Here is a 16,438-nt window from a genome sequence, read left to right as displayed (position 1 = left end):
GGAAATAAGCCCTTGGCAGATCGCCAAAGGCTTGCTTTCACAACGGGCTTACTTCCCAGTAATCACAATATCCCACTCGTGGATTTCATAGCCTCTGGCTCCTTCGATGACAAACGGATCATTCTCGGCAAAAGATTTGGCTGCTTCTTCGGATTCGGCCATATAAATGACTAGACCTCCACTGCCGTCAACGAAGCGGCCGTTAGCAAAGATGTTGCCTTCACTACGTTTTTTCTCTAGGTAGTCGAGGTGCTGAGGGCGGAATGTCTGACTCTTTTGTGCATCCAGCATGGGTAGAAAGCATGCAAAGTATTTCATTGATGGTTTCCTCCGTTCGTTTTGTTTTGTTGGAATAAATACATCGCGGACATGTCCTTTTCTGCGAGCTCGGTCTGTTTAACTTCGCTAAGCAACTGTAGCGCTTTGGCTCCCATCGGCAGTTCCAAATTGAGCTCGTCTGCCACTTGCTGAACCAAAGCGACATCCTTATGCAGCAACTTCAGGGCAAAGCCAGCCTCGAACTGATCCTTGGCGATGAAGCTGTTGTAGTGCCGGTCGAGGATCCGGCTTTGGGCGAAGCTGTTGCTTAAAATTTGCACGAGGGTACTCAAGTTTGCCCCCAACTGCTGTCCTAGAACTAGTGCTTCACTGGCGGCCTGGGTGTGAATGCCCACCATGAGCTGGTTAATCAGTTTCACAACCGTACCGCTGCCTACCTCGCCGACATGGTAGATATTTTTGCCAAGAGCGTCAAGCAGGGGCTTTGTGGACTCGAACACTTCTGCCTTGCCGCCGACCATGATACTGAGCGTAGCCGATATCGCGCCTGCTGTTCCTCCGCTGACTGGGGCATCTAGAAACGCCATACCTTTGGCCTCAGCCGCAGCGGCAATTTTTTTGTTTAGTTCCGGGGAAACAGTACTAAAATCGAGAAGAATGAGTCCGGTACGTCCATTAGATAGGATGCCGTTTTCTCCTAGATACACATGTTCCACATCTTGTGGCAAGGGGAGACAGGTCATCAATACGTCCATTTCCTTACTGAGTGTTTGCAAAGAAAGACCTGTCTGGCCTCCGGCTTCAGCGAAACGTTGCTCCGCTCCAGGACTTCGGTTCAAGCCGTATACCTCGAAGCCAGCTTTGAATAAATTGGTTGCCATTGGCAAGCCCATATTGCCTAGTCCGATAAAACCTACTTTAGTCATGGTCTCAGTCTCCTATCACTATTTTAATAATCTGGCAATATTGCGTACCCGTTCGTACAAATACGTCCCGGCGTTCTCCATACAAGCGTCGAGTGTCACAGGTTCAGGAACGATGGAGAAAGTAGCATGAAAATGGTCCAGCAGCCCTTCCGCTCCAGAGCCTAGACTGCCTGAGACGAGCAGCGCGGGGACCTTGGCGGCTTGGGCCAATGCGGCAACGTGAATTGGAAGCTTGCCGTAGAGTGTTTGAGAATCGCTTCGGCCCTCACCGGTGATGACCCAGTCCGCCGCCGCAATGTGCTCTGGCAGTTTGACAGCTGCTGCAAGCACCTCTGCGCCGGGCGTCAACTTTGCGCCTAGCACCAGCATAGCGAAGCCAAGTCCTCCAGCTGCCCCAGCTCCTGGCAGCTGGCTTAGCCCTGGTTGTCCCAGCTGTTCTTCAACCCTAGCTGCATAGGCTTGCATGGCAGCTTCAAGCATTTGAAGCTGCTCCGGAGTCCCACCCTTCTGCGGACCGAACACATGGGTCGCTCCAGTATCGCCGCAAAGGGGATTCTTGACATCGCAGGCCACTTGGATGTCGCAGTCCTTCAAGCGGACGTCTACTCCTGATAAGTCGATTGATCGAATGTTTGTCAGTGAATCGCCAAAGCCGTCGACTGGGTTCCCGTTGGCATCCAGGAAGAGGCCGCCAAGTGCTTGGAGCATTCCAATTCCGCCATCGTTCGTTGCGCTCCCTCCAAGTCCTAGGATGAAGCTTCGGTGCCCTTGATCCATCGCTGCCTGAAGTACCTCGCCGATACCGCGCGAAGTGGTTCTCATTGGATTCCTCTGAATGGGAGTAATCATGACCAAGCCACATATGCTTGCTGCTTCGAGCACGGCCATCCCCCCTGGCAGTTGGCCAAACTGGACTTCAACGCTTTCTCCCAGTGGCCCCGTTGCCTTTAAGGGAAAAAGAGTACCGTCCGTGGCAGCTACCAACGTATCTACCGTGCCTTCGCCCCCGTCGGCGATTGGAATGACAGTTACGACGGCGTCTCGGACTTCCTGTAGAATGGCTTGCTTCATAATAGTTCCCGCCTCCAAGGAGGTGAGACTGCCTTTGAAGGAGTCCGGCGCAATCACAATGTTCATGTGGGTGACTCCTTTCATTTGATTTATAACTAAATTATAGCTCGCACTAGAAAGCAAAGTCTTTATAGATGGCATACAAAATGAGGGCAAGAAATCCTTTTGTTTTTGGTTATTATGCAGAAAAATGAATGAGGTGACCACGTATGTTGACACGCGATTTGGCGCAAGAAATCGTAGAAGAGACGATGAGACGTTTAGACCGAAATATAAACATCATGGATGAAAACGGCAGTATTATAGCAAGCGGGGATGCGGTGCGGCTCGACACGTATCATGAAGCAGCAGCTGAGGTTATCCGCACAGGGCAGACACTGGTCATATCGCCTGATAACCAAGGGCTTTGGCGAGGCGCAAATGTCGGGGTTAATCTCCCCATTATGTTCCAGAACCGAACGGTTGGCGTAATCGGCGTCACAGGGGCTCCAGAGGAAATTTTGCCTTATGGGGAATTGGTGAAAATGACGACGGAAATGATGCTGAAGCAAAACTATTTGAAGCTTCAAACAGAATGGCAGCAAATTACGATGGATATCGTAGTGGAGGAACTCATTCGTGCGGAAAACCAAAATCTTCAAGGAGCACTTCATCGACTTGATACGTTAAAAATGACCATGAAACCGCCGTATCAGCTGGCTGTCGTCTATTTGCCAAATCGAACCTCGTATTCGCAGTCTGTGCTGCGCTTGGCTGAATCCGTTATGGGGAATGCCAGACTGGTTAGCAGCTTTCTCAATGTCCATACGTGGGTTATTGTCTTTTATGACAGAACGGAGGCTCGTGTGCGGAGAGATTTGGAGCGACTGCAGGATCTGTTAGGCAATCAGGGCATTGAAGCGCAGTCCGGCATGAGCTCCTCCGTGTGCTCATTCGAGGATATCGCCTATGCTTACCAAGAAGCGTGTGCGGCGCTTAGGCTTGGATTGAAGCAGGGGAGGGCGATTACTGGGTATCTTGAGGTGGAAACCCAAGCGCTCCTTAGTGAAGTGCCGACGGAGTCTAAGGAAAGGTTCATGGGGCGGCATCTGCCGAAGCTTCCAGAGAAGCTGCTTGTGACGCTGCGTTTATTCCTCGAGTACAACTTGAACATCGCCAGAACGGCCGAGCGGCTGGAAATTCATCGCAATTCATTAGTTTACCGTCTGACGCAAGTAAAGGAATTGACGGGCTATGACCCTCAGCTATTCCAGGATGCGATTTCGTTGCAATTTCTAGTATGGCTCAAGGAATAAAGAGGTTCTAAGATAAAAAAAGGGTGCCCCGCCGCTTACATGGCTTTGGAGCACCCTCATTCACTGAGAATATATTGAATTATTTCGTTGATACAGGTTTGATGGCTTCTGTCCATTCGTTATACTTCTGAAGGGCTGCGCCTTGTTCAATCGCATGACGTGCCATATAGATGCCTTCCTCGATAGAGCCTGCTTTCTGCGAGACCCACAACCGGACAGCACTATTGAGCAGCACCATATTTAAGTAAGGAAGTGCCGCATCACCGCGAAGGACGGATAATGTGGTCTCTGCTTGAAGTTCAGCCGTCCATTCCACTTCTGGCACTTCAACCATAAGTTCATAAATTTCAGGGTCAATGATGAATAGCTCGCTAGCCCCATCTTGAATGAGATAAGTTCTAGTCCGTTTTTCAACGCTCAGGTCTTCGGAGCCTTCCATGCCTTGCACCACAATACCGCGAGAAACTCCGAGCTCGATCAATAAATTCGTAACTTTCTCAAACACAGTACCATGAAACACGCCGACAGCCATGTAAGGAGCTTCTGTGAAGCGCAGTAATTTCTCTGCGGTATTGAACACCGTTCTCAAACCAAGTTCTTTGCGCAACTCGCGCAGTTCACCCAGTGGTTGACACCAGCTCTCAGTAGGGGTGAACAGGAATCCTGTCCGCGCTGCAGCGGAAATCAAAGCTTCTCGCGATGCTTCCAGCGCATTTACACCTAAGGCTGCAAGCACATCGGATATGGTGATACCCCATTTGGGCGGCATGCTCGGACTGCCGTGCAAAGTTGTTGGCAATCCGCAGGCTGCGAGCACGAAGGCGGTTGGCAATGTCGCGATGAATGTACGCGAACGGCCATCATACGGGCCAGCGCAGTCCATACTTCCTGCTATGGGATATGTGCTTACTCGTTGGCGCAGCGCATGAATGAAGGCTTTGATCTCATCAGGAGATTCCATTTTAATTCGTTCTGCTACAAGAAAAGCGCCAATTTGGGCTTGCGTGGCTTTACCGGTCAAAATAAGTTCGGCTGCTTGTGCAGCTTCTTCATAGGATAAGTCTCTAGCTCCGCGTTTACCGCGACCCACTTCTTTTAATAAAGATATCATCTTTTGCGGCCCCCTTTGTTCTGATCCTGTAGTATCTGATATACCTTGACGATGGAGGTTGCAACGTCGACCATACGCTTACGTTCATTCATAGCTTGTTTACGGAGAAAATCATAAGCTTCAGCCTCAGAGATGCCCTTGATTTCGCATAAGATACGCTTCGCTTGATCAACCCACTTGCGCTCTTCGAGCTTGGAAAGAAGCTGTTCACGTTCTTGCTGCCACTCGGTTCGTTGGAAATAATGGTTCACACCTAGTATCAATGCACAATGAATTTCCAGTGGGCTCATTCTGGATCCGATTAAGCCATCAATGCCTGCATCCATTTTGCATTCATTAGAAGGAAATGTATGAGTATCACACCACCAGAACAATGGAAGGCTCCGCTGTGCGAGCAGCCGTATACGCCAATCCGTTACTTGTTCAGGTTCTACCGATAATAATACCGCATCGACATTGGGGAGGATAAAGGAAATTTCTTTCATATTAGATGTAGAATAAATACGAAATCCTAAATCTTTCATAATTTCAGCAGGCAAAAATTCATTTCCTTGAAAATCTTCCGTTCGAACAGTATGCGCGGGCTCAGAGGAGGTAGCTGAACGAGTTGACATCAACTCGTCGACCAATATGAATGATTGTAACATGGGAATACCTCCATCTTGAATAACTTTTTCATGATAAGTTCATGTTAGGTTTAAAGGCTGAATGGTATTATTATACGGCAATACTATAGCATATGCACCTAAAATTTGTCGATATACTCCCCGTGTACTTATTTTCAATATTTTTGTGTTATGTTTATTGACATGTTATTATGTGCATCGTATAATCAAGTTAAGAAATCGGCACAATGATGTGCCACCCACCTAACGAAGGCAATGGCGCCTATCCCCTTACAAGTACGTAAATGGATAGGCTTTTTATGTTCTCTTTTATGCAAGGAATCAAATAATCGATCATGCTGATCACGATGAAGTGGCGGCAGTGGCAATGAGGCCGATGAACATCCCACGATTGATGGGTATGTTTGTCGGCCTTTCCTGTTAATGTACAGTCACAAAGTAGGGTAGGAAAAAAAGAAGGCGAAAAGCCTCGAAAAAAGGAGAGGGAATACATGGTTGATCGGAAAAGTTTTATGCAAGTGGGGCACAAAGGGTCATTGTTCAGTTCATTCTTGTATTTCGACATGAGCTTCATGGTATGGGTTTTATTGGGACCACTGGCTGTCATTCTCTCCAATGATTTCAATCTGAATGCTGCGGAGAAAGCCAACCTTGTTGCCTTGCCGACATTAGGCGGCGCAGTACTTCGCCTTGTGCTCGGCGTGCTGACAGACAAAATCGGTCCAAAACGGACAGGACAGATTGGGCTTTCCCTAACCCTTATCCCCTTGCTGTGGGGATGGTTGTTCGCTAATACAATGGGAGAAATGTATTTCGTAGCCCTGATGCTAGGTATCGCAGGTGCAAGCTTTGCCGCTGCGTTGCCGCTCGCAAGCAGCTGGTACCCGCCGCAATATCAAGGCTTAGCGATGGGGATTGCTGGAGCAGGGAACAGCGGTACGATCTTTGCTACCTTATTCGCGAATCGTCTCGCTCAGCATTACGGAGATTGGCATGTGGTCTTTGGCATTGCTTTGATTCCCATTCTATTAACTTTAATCATATTTACTGTTTTGGCGAAGGACAGTCCCAATAAGCCAGCACCCAAGACATTAAAGGAATATGGCAAAGTGCTAAAGCAGAGAGATTCTTGGTTATTCTGCCTCTTCTATAGTGTCACTTTCGGTGGTTTCGTTGGGATGGCTTCTTATCTGACTATATTCTTCAATTCACAGTATGGGCTTTCACCTGTACGGGCAGCCGATTTTACAACACTATGCGTTATTGGGGGCAGCTTCTTCCGTCCTGTTGGTGGTTGGCTTGCAGATAAAATTGGCGGCATTCGCATGTTAATGGTGCTATACGGTGTAGTTGGTATCATGATGGCAGGTATTTCTACCCTTCCTTCACTTTCACTAACAACGGTCATGCTTTTCGTTGCTATGATGGCCTTCGGGATGGGGAATGGCTCGGTATTCCAGCTAGTGCCGCAACGTTTCCGTACGGAAATTGGGGTGATGACAGGAATCGTAGGAGCCGCAGGAGGACTAGGCGGATATTTCTTGCCTAAAATTCTCGGCAACCTGAAGCTATCGACCGGCTCATTTACACCAGGTTTTCTAATTTTAAGTGGAATTGCTCTTTCCTGTATCGTGATTATTGCGGTTGTTCAAGGGCAATGGAAACGCACATGGATTGGTGAAGGCGGGAAAGTGAAAGTCACACCAGCCAATATGGATACCGTTCAGGCATAAAGCAGGCATGGCATGCCGCTGATTCCACTTGGTCAGCGGCACTCCTGTAAAGTTTTTGCTCATGCAGCTTGGCTCTCAGGCTGTATGGGCAAAGACGTTACGACTAGCGTCTTTGCAGTTATTCAAACTGCTTAAGCTCCATATCCCATATTCGTCATTTGGGGGCTTAGCTCCTGAATGGCACCTTTTTTACAACTCCTACAATTAAATAAATGCCCTAGTAAATGGATGGAAGGATGATCACAATGACAGTCAAAAAAGAGAAGTTAGTCCTGGTCGGAAACGGAATGGCAGGCGTAAACGCCGTTGAACATTTACTAAAGCTGACACCTGATAAATATGAGGTTACGATTTTCGGCAGTGAACCGCATCCCAACTACAATCGAATTTTGTTGTCCTATGTACTTTCCGGTGATTCGAAAGTCGAGGATATCGTCATTCATCCCTACGAATGGTATGCGAATAACAACATAACCTTATACACGAATCAGACTATTACGAGTGTTGATACGATTACACAAACCGTAACGAGCGATAAGGGAATGACCGTTTCCTACGATAAACTAATCTTAGCAACCGGTTCTAATCCGTTCATGATTCCTATGCCTGGGGCTGACAAAGAAGGCGTCATGGCCTATAGAACGATCCATGATTGTGAAATTATGATTGAGTCGGCTAAAAAGTACAAAAAAGCGATTGTCATAGGCGGTGGCTTGCTCGGTCTGGAAGCGGCACGTGGATTCCTCAATCTTGGTATGCAAGTGGATGTCGTTCATATCGTCGACACGATCATGGAACGTCAACTGGATCGTACCGCTTCCAAAATGCTGCAAGCTGCTCTTGAAGAGCAAGGCATCAACTTCCTGCTGGAGAAACAATCCGCAGAAATTATTGGCGACAAACGCGTGACTGGCCTCAAATTCAAGGACGGCACCGTTGCTGAAGCAGACCTTATTGTTATGGCTGTGGGAATCAGGCCTAACGTAGCGCTTGCGAAAGAATCTGGCATCGAATGTAATCCCGGCATCGTTGTTAATGATTACTTGCAAACGAGTGTTCCGAATGTGTATGCAGTCGGCGAATGTGCGATGCATAGAGGGATCGCTTATGGGTTGGTGGCACCGCTCTATGAGCAAGGTGCTGTACTTGCGAAGCATTTGGCCGGGGTTGAAACAGGCCCGTATGAAGGCTCTATTTTGTACACGAAGCTCAAAGTATCTGGTGTTGATGTGTTCTCAGGCGGTCAATTCGTTGAAGCCGAAGGAACCAAAGCGATTCGTATTCATGATGAATTCTCGGGTGTCTATAAGAAGGTCGTAATCAAAGACAACAAAATTATCGGTGCAGTACTCTTTGGAGATACGGCTGACGGTACAAGACTCATGCAAATGATTCGGGAAGAAACAGATATTAGCGGTATGGGGAAAACGGCGATTCTAACGGACGGTTCCAGTGGCGGTGGTGGTGCGGCTTCTGGGGTTGCAGAGATGAAGGATGACGCGATTATTTGCGGTTGTAACGGGGTAACGAAAGGGACGATTTGTTCGGCCATTAAGGATGAGGGGTTAACGACTGTTGATGAAGTGAAGAACTGTACAACGGCATCGCGTTCCTGTGGTGGCTGTAAGCCGTTAGTTAGTGATCTTTTGGCCTTTACCCTAGGGGCTTCTTATGATAAAAATGCGGCAAAAGAAACCATCTGTGGGTGTACCACACATACACGTGATGAAGTCGTTACGGCGATCAGAGAAAAAGGTTTATCTCATGTGCGTGAAGTGATGAACGTTCTTGAATGGAAAAATGAAGAGGGCTGCTCCAAATGCCGTCCAGCATTGAATTACTATTTGGGCATGATCAGCCCTGAAACGTATAAAGATGACAGCACGTCTCGATTCGTCAATGAGCGTATGCATGCCAATATTCAAAAAGATGGTACGTACTCCGTTGTTCCACGAATCTATGGCGGTGTCACTAACCCAACAGAGCTCAAACGTATCGCCGAAGTTGCTGAACAATTCAACGTGCCAACTGTAAAATTTACTGGAGGACAACGACTCGACTTGCTTGGTGTGAAAAAAGAAGATCTGACTGCGATGTGGGAAGCGCTGGATATGCCATCAGGGTACGCTTACGGGAAAGCTCTACGTACGGTCAAAACATGTGTCGGTGAAACCTTTTGCCGCTTTGGTACGGGGGATGCGATGGGTGTCGGGATTGAGTTGGAGAAACGCTTTGAGCGTCTGAATACGCCAGCCAAAGTGAAGCTTGCTGTATCGGGATGCCCACGAAATTGCGCAGAATCAGGGATTAAAGATCTAGGTGTCGTGTCCGTTGATGGTGGCTGGGAGCTATATGCGGGAGGTAACGGGGGCGTCAAGGTACGCGTGGGTGATTTGATGAGCACCGTTAAGACCGAAGCTGAAATCATTGAATATACAGAAGCTTATCTGCAATATTACCGTGAAACAGGGAAATACGGCGAGCGTACGAGCGAATGGGTACACCGTCTTGGCATCGATCATATCCGTGATGTTGTTGAGAATGAAGCTGAGCGTAAACAATTGTGTGAGCGTATGGATTTGGCACTTTCCGTGACCAAAGATCCTTGGAAACAAGCGATTGATAGTAAGAAAATCCAACGTGATCTCTATGAGGTTGTTGAACTGAAGTAGAAATAGAGAGATATAACGGGAGGAGCAGAGGACATGATAACACAAAATGAGCAAATGATTTGGGTGCAAGCCGTTTCTTACGAGGATTTAGCTTTTAATACGGGAAAAACGATTCGTTATCAAGGGGAAGAAGTTGCCCTGTTCAAATTGAAAAGCGGGAAGCTACAAGCGATTCAGAATCGTTGTCCGCACAAAGAAGGCGTTCTTGCTGAAGGTATTGTCTGTGATGACCATGTGTTCTGCCCTATGCATGACCGCAAAATTCATTTGCCTTCTGGACTCGTGCAAGCGCCGGATACGGGCTGCGTGAAAACGTACCTTACCAAAGTGGATGATGGAACAGTTTATATTGGGTTTCCTAAAGCTAACGAAATGGCGAGTTAATTTATTCCTACTATATCTACTATAAAAGAGATTGTTCCACGGGGGTGGAGTGCGTGAAAGAATATCTGGTCACATTATCAGATGAACAACCCTCCTCCCATTGTTGCTTTTGCAGTATGCAGTGTGGATTGGAGATAGCACCTAGTGAGAAGACCGAAGGTCTCACCATTAAACCGAGTGCGAAGTTTCCAGTTGCAACAGGTCGTCTGTGTCAAAAAGGCTTGAATGCCTTGGAGCACGTCGTCCACTCGGAACGTATCCTTGAGCCGCTTCATAGGGAAACAGCTAGAGTAGGATCGTGGCAGCCAGTGTCTTGGGATCATGCGTATGCAGATATTGCGAAGAGAATTAACGTGCTGCAGGCTGAACATGGGCGAGACGCCATTGGTGTGTATGGTGGCGGGTCTTTAACGAACGAAGTAAGTTACTTACTTGGCAAGTTTACGCGTGTGGCTTTGAGGTCCAAATATATCGATTATAACGGTCGCTATTGTATGTCATCGGCGGCTGCAGCGAGTAATCAAGCTTTTGGACTCGATCGCGGTATGACGATGCCATTATCGGAGATTCCTAATGCGAAATACATCATTCTAGCTGGTACGAATATTGCAGAGTGCCAACCTACGATGATGCCCTATCTATTAGAAGCAAAGAAAAAAGGCGCCTTGATCGTAACCATCGATCCCCGTAATACCATGACATCTAAAACAGCGGATATTCATGTGCGGCTTCAACCAGGTTTCGATTCTGTCTTCATTAATGGGCTCATTCATGTGATGATTGCAGAAAACCTCGTTGATCAGAAGTTCATCGATTCACGGACATCTGGCTTCGAACAAGTGAAAGAAGCGGTCAAGTCGTTCACGCCGGCTCGTGTGGAGTATTTAACAGGTGTACTTGAAGCTGTGACCCGTACCATTGCACGTGGCTTCGCCAAAGCGGAGACGGGGATCGTGCTTACAGCAAGAGGATTGGAGCAGCAAGTGAATGGGGTCGAGAACACACTCAATTACATTAACCTGGCACTGCTTACGGGTAAAATAGGGCGCTCAGGCTGCGGCTATGGGGCTGTGACCGGTCAAGCGAATGGTCAAGGAGGGCGCGAGCACGGGCAAAAAGCCGATCAACTCCCAGGCTACCGCTTGATTGAAGATCCAGCAGCTCGCGAGCATGTCGCCAAAGTGTGGGGCATCGATCCCAGCGAGCTGCCGGGCAAAGGTGTTTCTGCCTATGAGTTGTTGCAGAAAATTGATGAAGGTGAAATTAAGGCATTAATCGTGCTTGGCTCCAATCCATTGGTATCAAGTCCGAATAATAAAATGGTAGAGCGTGCCCTGCAAAAACTAGAGTTGCTTGTGGTCGCCGATATGTTCGAGACCGAAACCGCACGGTATGCCCATTATATTCTCCCTGCGTCCTCCTTTGCGGAAGCAGAAGGTACCATGACCAATCTCGAGGGGCGCGTGTTCCATCGGAGGCAGGCAATGGAACTGCCGGGGAATTGCAAGCTCGATTATCACATTATCAGTGAGCTGGCTGACGCGCTAGGACGGGGAGCTTACTTTCAATATGCGGGTATTGAAGACGTGTTCCGTGAACTAGCCGCAGCTACAGCAGGCGGCAAAGCTGATTATAGCGGCATTACCTACGAGCGCTTGCAAAAGGAAAAAGGGATCTTCTGGCCCTGCGGATCGGCAGACCATCCAGGTACACCGCAATTATTCCAAGATCGTTTCCATCATGCGGATGGCAAAGCCAAATTATTCGGTATTCAACCGAAAATGCCAGCAGAGCCCATTGATTCCGACTTTCCTTTCGTGCTGACAACGGGCCGTCTGGCCAATCACTACCTCAGCGGTGCTCAGACACGCCGAACCGAAGTACTTAATAAGAAGGCACCCGTGCCGGTTGCCGAAATTCATCCCTCATTGGCCAAACGAATCGGCCTGACCTTAGAACAAAAAATCCGGATCACCAGCCGGCGTGGCTCACTTGTTTTTCAAGTCAAGGTCACCGAGGGTATTCAACCACGTACCGTTTTTGTTCCGTTTCATTGGGGCGACGAGCATTCAATCAACGTGTTGACGAATGATGCGTTGGATCCGACAAGCCGTATGCCGGAGTTTAAAATTTGTGCGGTGAAGGTTGAGCGAGTTGATTAAAATAGAGCACCCCAGTTGGAATTCGACTGGGGTGTTTGTTTGGTTATCCAGTTAATTAGTGTGGTAGAAGCCTACAACAAACATAAAAGCCCCCATTCCCCTCAATAGAGGGTGGGTGGCTTGCATGGATCCCTTCGCTGACGGAATCAGATCTTTAATTCCCCAAGCTTAATCAGTTCTACAACCGCTTGTGAACGACCCTTTACGTTCAGCTTTTGCATGACGTTCGATATATGATTCCTCACAGTCTTTTCACTTATGAAAAGCTGCTGTGCGATATCCTTTGTCGTTTTGTCCTGCACTAAGAGTTCGAATACTTCGCGTTCGCGGTTCGTAAGTAAAAATTTGTTTTTGTGGTCGCTGCCCATGGATGTGTGTCACCCCTCCTTGCTCGGGTATTGGGAATTACAAGGTTAAGGGATACAGTCAAAATTAGTTTATGAAGGGCTGTTGTCAATGGTGCGGTATCCAGAGAAAAATAGGCGAATTGTATTTTTGAGTTTCCACGCTAGGCGTGGTAAGCTGAAATGAGATGAATTTGAAACCGAGAGGAGCTGCTTCAGATGTTCAGACGTGATTATTTGATGAAACAGATTGAACAATTGACGGTGGTGCTGCATCGGATTCTTTTTAACAAGGAACATATCCCGATTGAAGATGCGCAAAGACAGTTAGATGAAGCCAGTCGTCATTTATTGGGTTTGAATATTCGTTCTCTCCAATCTTTGTCCAGTAAAGATATTCTGGAATTGCTATCCTACCAAGGGAGCATCGATACGGCGAAGGCGTTGGTGATTAGTGATATGTTTGTGGGACAAGGTGACCTTCTTCACCAGCATGAAGAGGATAGCGAGGCCTATTGGGCATATCTGAAATCGTTGGATCTCCTTTTACATTTGTCGCTGTCAGATGAAGTTGAGCCCGAGGATGAGGTCAATCAGGAAATTGCCACTCGGATGGTCGTTGGTTTGAATCATTTGAAAGGCTGGGAAATCCCTGAGGGAACGCAGAGACTGCAATTTTCCCATTATGAGAAGCAAGGCAATTACGCGAAGGTTGAAGATGTTTTGTTTCATTATATGGAGGACCATCCGGAGCGGAAGGAACTGCCGTCACAAGGTCTTATTTTTTATGAAAAGCTGTTGCAGGTAGAGGACGAGCAATTAATGGCTGGTAATTTTAGCAGAGAAGAAGCGATTGAGGGTTTACGGATTATTAAAGCGAGGCTGCTCTTATAACATTATTTAATTATATAGCTGAAGGTGTTGAAAAGATGGCTTGGTATCAGGAAAGTTTTGGAAATGATTATTTGCTGGTTTATAAACATAGAGACATGCAAGGTGCTTACCATGAAGTGAAAAAAATGATAAATTGGCTGGAACTGAAGCACGGCGCACGGCTTTTGGATCTGTGTTGCGGAATGGGGCGGCATTCGATGGCGCTTTCGGGATGTGGTTTTACAGTGACAGGTGTGGATTTGTCGGAAGTGCTCCTTCAGGAAGCGGTCAAGCAAGGCGGAGAAGGGCACGTGACATGGATCCGCGGTGATATGCGGGATGTGCCGCTACACGAGACGTTTGATGCGGTTGTGAATTTGTTTACGTCTTTTGGCTATTTTGATGAGGATGAGCAGAATGAAAAAGTGCTTCATGAAATGCATCGGCTGTTAAAAAAGGATGGTCGATTCATCATTGATTTTTTGAATCCCGTTTATGTGAAGGCGAATTTGGTTGCGCAGTCGGAACGTAAAGAAGAAGATCTGACCATTCGCGAGACTAGAGCAATCGAAGATGGTTTTGTACGCAAACGGATCGTGATTTCTCAAGATGGTGAGCCGGAACGGCATTATTTGGAGCAGGTGAAGTTGTATGAGAGACCGGTATTTGAAGCTATGTTGCAAAAAGCCGGTTTACATATCGATCATGTCTACGGGGGCTACGAAGGGCAGGATTATGCACCGGAAGCTTCGAGTCGGATGATTTTTGTTGGACATAAGGAAGGATGACAACTGGGATATGAACGTCGTGACTGTACATACAGATGAAATTACACAAGTAAAGGTGCCGCTGCCGTTTCCTTTGCGGTGGGTGAATGCTTACTTGATCCGCGGCAGCAACGGATACACCGTTATTGATCCGGGGTTGCATACACCGGAAGCTGAGGCGCTCTGGCTGCAAGTGCTGCAGGAGCAAGGGATTGGTTTTGAGCACGTGGAACAAATCGTGCTCACTCACCATCATCCCGACCACTACGGGATGGCCGGTTGGTTCCAGGAGCGCACAGGCGCGCCGGTTCTCCTCTCGGAGACCGGATACGCGCAGGTGCAGCTCTTGTGGGGCCCCGAGCAGCCGATGTCTCCGCTGCTCCTCGAGCTCTTCGCCCGGCACGGCTTCCCCGAAGCCGGGCTGGACGAGATGACGAAGCACATGGTGAGCTTCGTCGATTTGGTTTCCCCGCAGCCGCAGGTTACCCTGCTGCGTGAAGGGCCTGTGCGCCTCGGTGACCGCGTCTATGAAGCTATCGAGACCCCCGGGCATGCCGCGGGTCATCTGGTCTTCTACGACGCTGAGGCGCAGGTGATGTTTTGCGGTGACCACGTCCTGCCGCAAATATCGCCGAACGTTTCCTTCCTCCCGCAGGTGGAAGACAACCCGCTCGGCGCTTACCTGAGCAGCCTGCAGGAAATCAGCAGGCTTCCAGTAACCATGGCTTACCCGGGGCACCGGGAGCCATGGCCGTTGTTCACAGCTCGCGCAGAGGAGCTCGTGCGCCATCATCATGAGCGGCTCACGCTCATGGAAGGGCAGTTAAGCGCGCCGCTGAGCGCTTATGAGGTGTGCCGGGCGACGTTTGGCGACCGGCTGAGCATTCACCAGATGCGATTCGCGCTGTCGGAGACGATCGCACACTTGATTCTGCTGGAGGCCGAAGGCCGCATCCAGCAGGTGGATCCTTTAGCAGATCGCGTGTCCTACATCGCGACGAAATAAAGAAAAAGCTCTAACCATGACTACCATGGTTAGAGCTTTTTTACGTCTCAAAACAATTACTTCAACGGCTTACTGTACGTCGGCGTATGATTATGTGCCAATCGACCACAAGCTGCCGCTACAATACCGCATACCATATCATCGATAAAGGTATTGCATTTGCCATCCGTGTGATCACTGTCAAGCTGCTCGATAATGCCGAGTTTGGCTTTGTCCAGAAAGCCGAAATTCGTCAATGCAATGGTCCCGTACATAAGAGGGACGGCAGTTGCGATACTTTCATCCACACCAAAAAGACCTTCATCCATGCCCACGATGTGATTGTATTGTGCATTGAATTCTTTGGCTTCGACAGCGGTGTCGATCTTGATCGCGAGCTGAAGCGCATGAAAAGTTTGCTGTTTGCGAAGAACGGCGAGAATATGCTCTTCGCAGAGACTGCGAGGCATATCGGGATTGTAAGGGCGCTGCAATTGATCAAGAATCTCAACCATATCTTCCAGCAGTACACCTCGTGACTCCAGCAATTGCAGATTACGCTTGGTGTAATCCACTTTTACGCTATCCGAAATAATGACACTTGCGGTGGATGCGACAATCGCACATATCCCTTTGGAGATGAAGGATTTAGGTCTTTTGGTTGGGAAAAAGAAGCGGAATTTACAGTCGATGAAGCCGAAGAGCGATATCGCGCCGCTTCCATATAAACCGCAAATCGACATGGCGATGGTGCGGTGAACGTTATACGCAGGATCTTTCATACTAGCTAGCAATTCTGCATCATGCTTGACCTTCTTCTGAAGCTCCATCAGGGTGGACATGACATTGAAAGTTTCCGTTTTACTCAAAACACCTAATAGGGTAGTTGTAATCAAGTCAGTTGGGATTTTCTTAATCCCTTTTATTTCAACGAGCAATCTTGCAACGGCTTCCTCGATAACAGCTTGTGGGTAGTGGCTGAAAACCTCTTCTCGAAATTCATTGAAAATGAGGGTCTTTTCCTTCAAAAATGTTCTCATGACAAGTACCTCCTTGTTCAAATATCAGAACGTATGTCGCACTCGATAATTAGTTCATTTATTTCTGAATAAACGTAAGCGTCCTCAGAGGACAGAGTCGTCGTTTACTCGGGGTTCACGCGCTGGTATTTAGTATATCATAGGAGTTCGAATTGACGAAGGATTGGTCT

Annotated in this window: 15 protein-coding genes; 8 read left to right on the top strand and 7 right to left on the bottom strand. The window is 48.1% G+C overall.

Features of this window, described 5'->3' with window-relative positions; genetic code table 11:
- Positions 1–48: 48 nt before the first annotated feature.
- Genes AC58QT_RS12485 through AC58QT_RS12475 form a run of 3 tightly spaced genes read right to left on the bottom strand, consistent with a single transcriptional unit; the run spans position 49 to position 2,342 of the window.
- Complete coding sequence (locus AC58QT_RS12485; protein ID WP_497285461.1) at positions 49–318, bottom strand: YciI family protein; 270 nt, start codon at positions 316–318, stop codon at positions 49–51.
- Positions 315–1,205 carry an NAD(P)-dependent oxidoreductase gene (locus tag AC58QT_RS12480; RefSeq protein WP_497409242.1) on the bottom strand — a complete coding sequence of 297 codons (891 nt, stop codon included), beginning with the start codon at positions 1,203–1,205 and terminating at the stop codon, positions 315–317. The genes AC58QT_RS12485 and AC58QT_RS12480 overlap by 4 nt, the downstream gene beginning before the upstream one ends.
- Before the next feature lie 18 nt (positions 1,206–1,223).
- Positions 1,224–2,342: a glycerate kinase family protein gene (locus tag AC58QT_RS12475; RefSeq protein WP_497409241.1), complete on the bottom strand. Its 1,119-nt coding sequence runs from the start codon at positions 2,340–2,342 to the stop codon at positions 1,224–1,226.
- A gap of 143 nt (positions 2,343–2,485) precedes the next feature.
- Between AC58QT_RS12475 and AC58QT_RS12470 the strand changes: the two genes are divergently transcribed.
- A complete protein-coding gene (locus AC58QT_RS12470) occupies positions 2,486–3,571 on the top strand; it encodes a CdaR family transcriptional regulator (protein WP_497409240.1) in 1,086 nt (361 codons plus the stop codon).
- A gap of 79 nt (positions 3,572–3,650) precedes the next feature.
- Here AC58QT_RS12470 and AC58QT_RS12465 read toward each other — a convergent pair whose 3' ends face one another.
- Together AC58QT_RS12465 and AC58QT_RS12460 are read right to left on the bottom strand one after the other, a co-directional pair.
- Positions 3,651–4,682 (bottom strand): anthranilate phosphoribosyltransferase, encoded by a 1,032-nt coding sequence (locus AC58QT_RS12465; protein WP_497409239.1) that lies wholly within the window; start codon positions 4,680–4,682, stop codon positions 3,651–3,653.
- Positions 4,679–5,329 (bottom strand): ANTAR domain-containing response regulator, encoded by a 651-nt coding sequence (locus AC58QT_RS12460; protein ID WP_497409238.1) that lies wholly within the window; start codon positions 5,327–5,329, stop codon positions 4,679–4,681. Before AC58QT_RS12460 ends, AC58QT_RS12465 begins: the two co-directional genes overlap by 4 nt.
- 470 nt (positions 5,330–5,799) lie before the next feature.
- On the opposite strand from AC58QT_RS12460, the gene AC58QT_RS12455 reads away from it, so the two are divergent.
- The 4 genes from AC58QT_RS12455 (at position 5,800) to AC58QT_RS12440 (ending at position 12,259) form a co-directional block, all read left to right on the top strand.
- The gene (locus AC58QT_RS12455; protein WP_497409237.1) at positions 5,800–7,041 is read left to right on the top strand and encodes a nitrate/nitrite transporter; all 1,242 of its coding nucleotides are present in this window, start codon (positions 5,800–5,802) and stop codon (positions 7,039–7,041) included.
- Positions 7,042–7,286: 245 nt separating this feature from the next.
- The gene (gene nirB / locus AC58QT_RS12450) at positions 7,287–9,713 is read left to right on the top strand and encodes a nitrite reductase large subunit NirB (RefSeq protein WP_497409236.1); all 2,427 of its coding nucleotides are present in this window, start codon (positions 7,287–7,289) and stop codon (positions 9,711–9,713) included.
- Between the two features lie 33 nt (positions 9,714–9,746).
- The gene (gene nirD / locus AC58QT_RS12445; protein WP_497409235.1) at positions 9,747–10,097 is read left to right on the top strand and encodes a nitrite reductase small subunit NirD; all 351 of its coding nucleotides are present in this window, start codon (positions 9,747–9,749) and stop codon (positions 10,095–10,097) included.
- 53 nt (positions 10,098–10,150) lie between these two features.
- The gene (locus AC58QT_RS12440) at positions 10,151–12,259 is read left to right on the top strand and encodes a molybdopterin oxidoreductase family protein (protein ID WP_497409234.1); all 2,109 of its coding nucleotides are present in this window, start codon (positions 10,151–10,153) and stop codon (positions 12,257–12,259) included.
- Positions 12,260–12,405: 146 nt separating this feature from the next.
- Here AC58QT_RS12440 and AC58QT_RS12435 read toward each other — a convergent pair whose 3' ends face one another.
- Positions 12,406–12,627, bottom strand: coding sequence for a helix-turn-helix domain-containing protein (locus tag AC58QT_RS12435; protein WP_028556998.1), 222 nt, complete (start codon positions 12,625–12,627; stop codon positions 12,406–12,408).
- Between the two features lie 195 nt (positions 12,628–12,822).
- On the opposite strand from AC58QT_RS12435, the gene AC58QT_RS12430 reads away from it, so the two are divergent.
- From AC58QT_RS12430 to AC58QT_RS12420, 3 genes are read left to right on the top strand one after another with little or no spacing between them, the layout of a single operon-like run.
- Positions 12,823–13,497 (top strand): DUF6483 family protein, encoded by a 675-nt coding sequence (locus AC58QT_RS12430; protein WP_497409233.1) that lies wholly within the window; start codon positions 12,823–12,825, stop codon positions 13,495–13,497.
- Positions 13,498–13,532: 35 nt separating this feature from the next.
- Positions 13,533–14,264, top strand: a complete 732-nt coding sequence (locus AC58QT_RS12425) for a class I SAM-dependent methyltransferase (protein WP_497409232.1) — start codon at positions 13,533–13,535, stop codon at positions 14,262–14,264.
- A gap of 10 nt (positions 14,265–14,274) precedes the next feature.
- Positions 14,275–15,249 (top strand): MBL fold metallo-hydrolase, encoded by a 975-nt coding sequence (locus tag AC58QT_RS12420; RefSeq protein WP_497409231.1) that lies wholly within the window; start codon positions 14,275–14,277, stop codon positions 15,247–15,249.
- Between the two features lie 56 nt (positions 15,250–15,305).
- Here AC58QT_RS12420 and AC58QT_RS12415 read toward each other — a convergent pair whose 3' ends face one another.
- Positions 15,306–16,268, bottom strand: coding sequence for a phosphatidylglycerophosphatase A family protein (locus tag AC58QT_RS12415; protein ID WP_497409230.1), 963 nt, complete (start codon positions 16,266–16,268; stop codon positions 15,306–15,308).
- Positions 16,269–16,438: the final 170 nt, after the last annotated feature.

Source organism: Paenibacillus sp. J31R109 (assembly GCF_059692055.1).
This window is presented reverse-complemented; position numbering and strand designations above follow the sequence as displayed.

Coding starts and splice junctions, on each gene's coding strand:
- AC58QT_RS12420 (WP_497409231.1), top strand. CDS start 14,275: ATGAACGTCGTGACTGTACATACAGATGAAATTACACAAGTAAAGGTG.
- AC58QT_RS12470 (WP_497409240.1), top strand. CDS start 2,486: ATGTTGACACGCGATTTGGCGCAAGAAATCGTAGAAGAGACGATGAGA.
- AC58QT_RS12425 (WP_497409232.1), top strand. CDS start 13,533: ATGGCTTGGTATCAGGAAAGTTTTGGAAATGATTATTTGCTGGTTTAT.
- AC58QT_RS12415 (WP_497409230.1), bottom strand. CDS start 16,268: ATGAGAACATTTTTGAAGGAAAAGACCCTCATTTTCAATGAATTTCGA.
- AC58QT_RS12465 (WP_497409239.1), bottom strand. CDS start 4,682: ATGATATCTTTATTAAAAGAAGTGGGTCGCGGTAAACGCGGAGCTAGA.
- AC58QT_RS12480 (WP_497409242.1), bottom strand. CDS start 1,205: ATGACTAAAGTAGGTTTTATCGGACTAGGCAATATGGGCTTGCCAATG.
- nirD (WP_497409235.1), top strand. CDS start 9,747: ATGATAACACAAAATGAGCAAATGATTTGGGTGCAAGCCGTTTCTTAC.
- AC58QT_RS12430 (WP_497409233.1), top strand. CDS start 12,823: ATGTTCAGACGTGATTATTTGATGAAACAGATTGAACAATTGACGGTG.
- AC58QT_RS12455 (WP_497409237.1), top strand. CDS start 5,800: ATGGTTGATCGGAAAAGTTTTATGCAAGTGGGGCACAAAGGGTCATTG.
- AC58QT_RS12435 (WP_028556998.1), bottom strand. CDS start 12,627: ATGGGCAGCGACCACAAAAACAAATTTTTACTTACGAACCGCGAACGC.
- AC58QT_RS12475 (WP_497409241.1), bottom strand. CDS start 2,342: ATGAACATTGTGATTGCGCCGGACTCCTTCAAAGGCAGTCTCACCTCC.
- nirB (WP_497409236.1), top strand. CDS start 7,287: ATGACAGTCAAAAAAGAGAAGTTAGTCCTGGTCGGAAACGGAATGGCA.
- AC58QT_RS12485 (WP_497285461.1), bottom strand. CDS start 318: ATGAAATACTTTGCATGCTTTCTACCCATGCTGGATGCACAAAAGAGT.
- AC58QT_RS12460 (WP_497409238.1), bottom strand. CDS start 5,329: ATGTTACAATCATTCATATTGGTCGACGAGTTGATGTCAACTCGTTCA.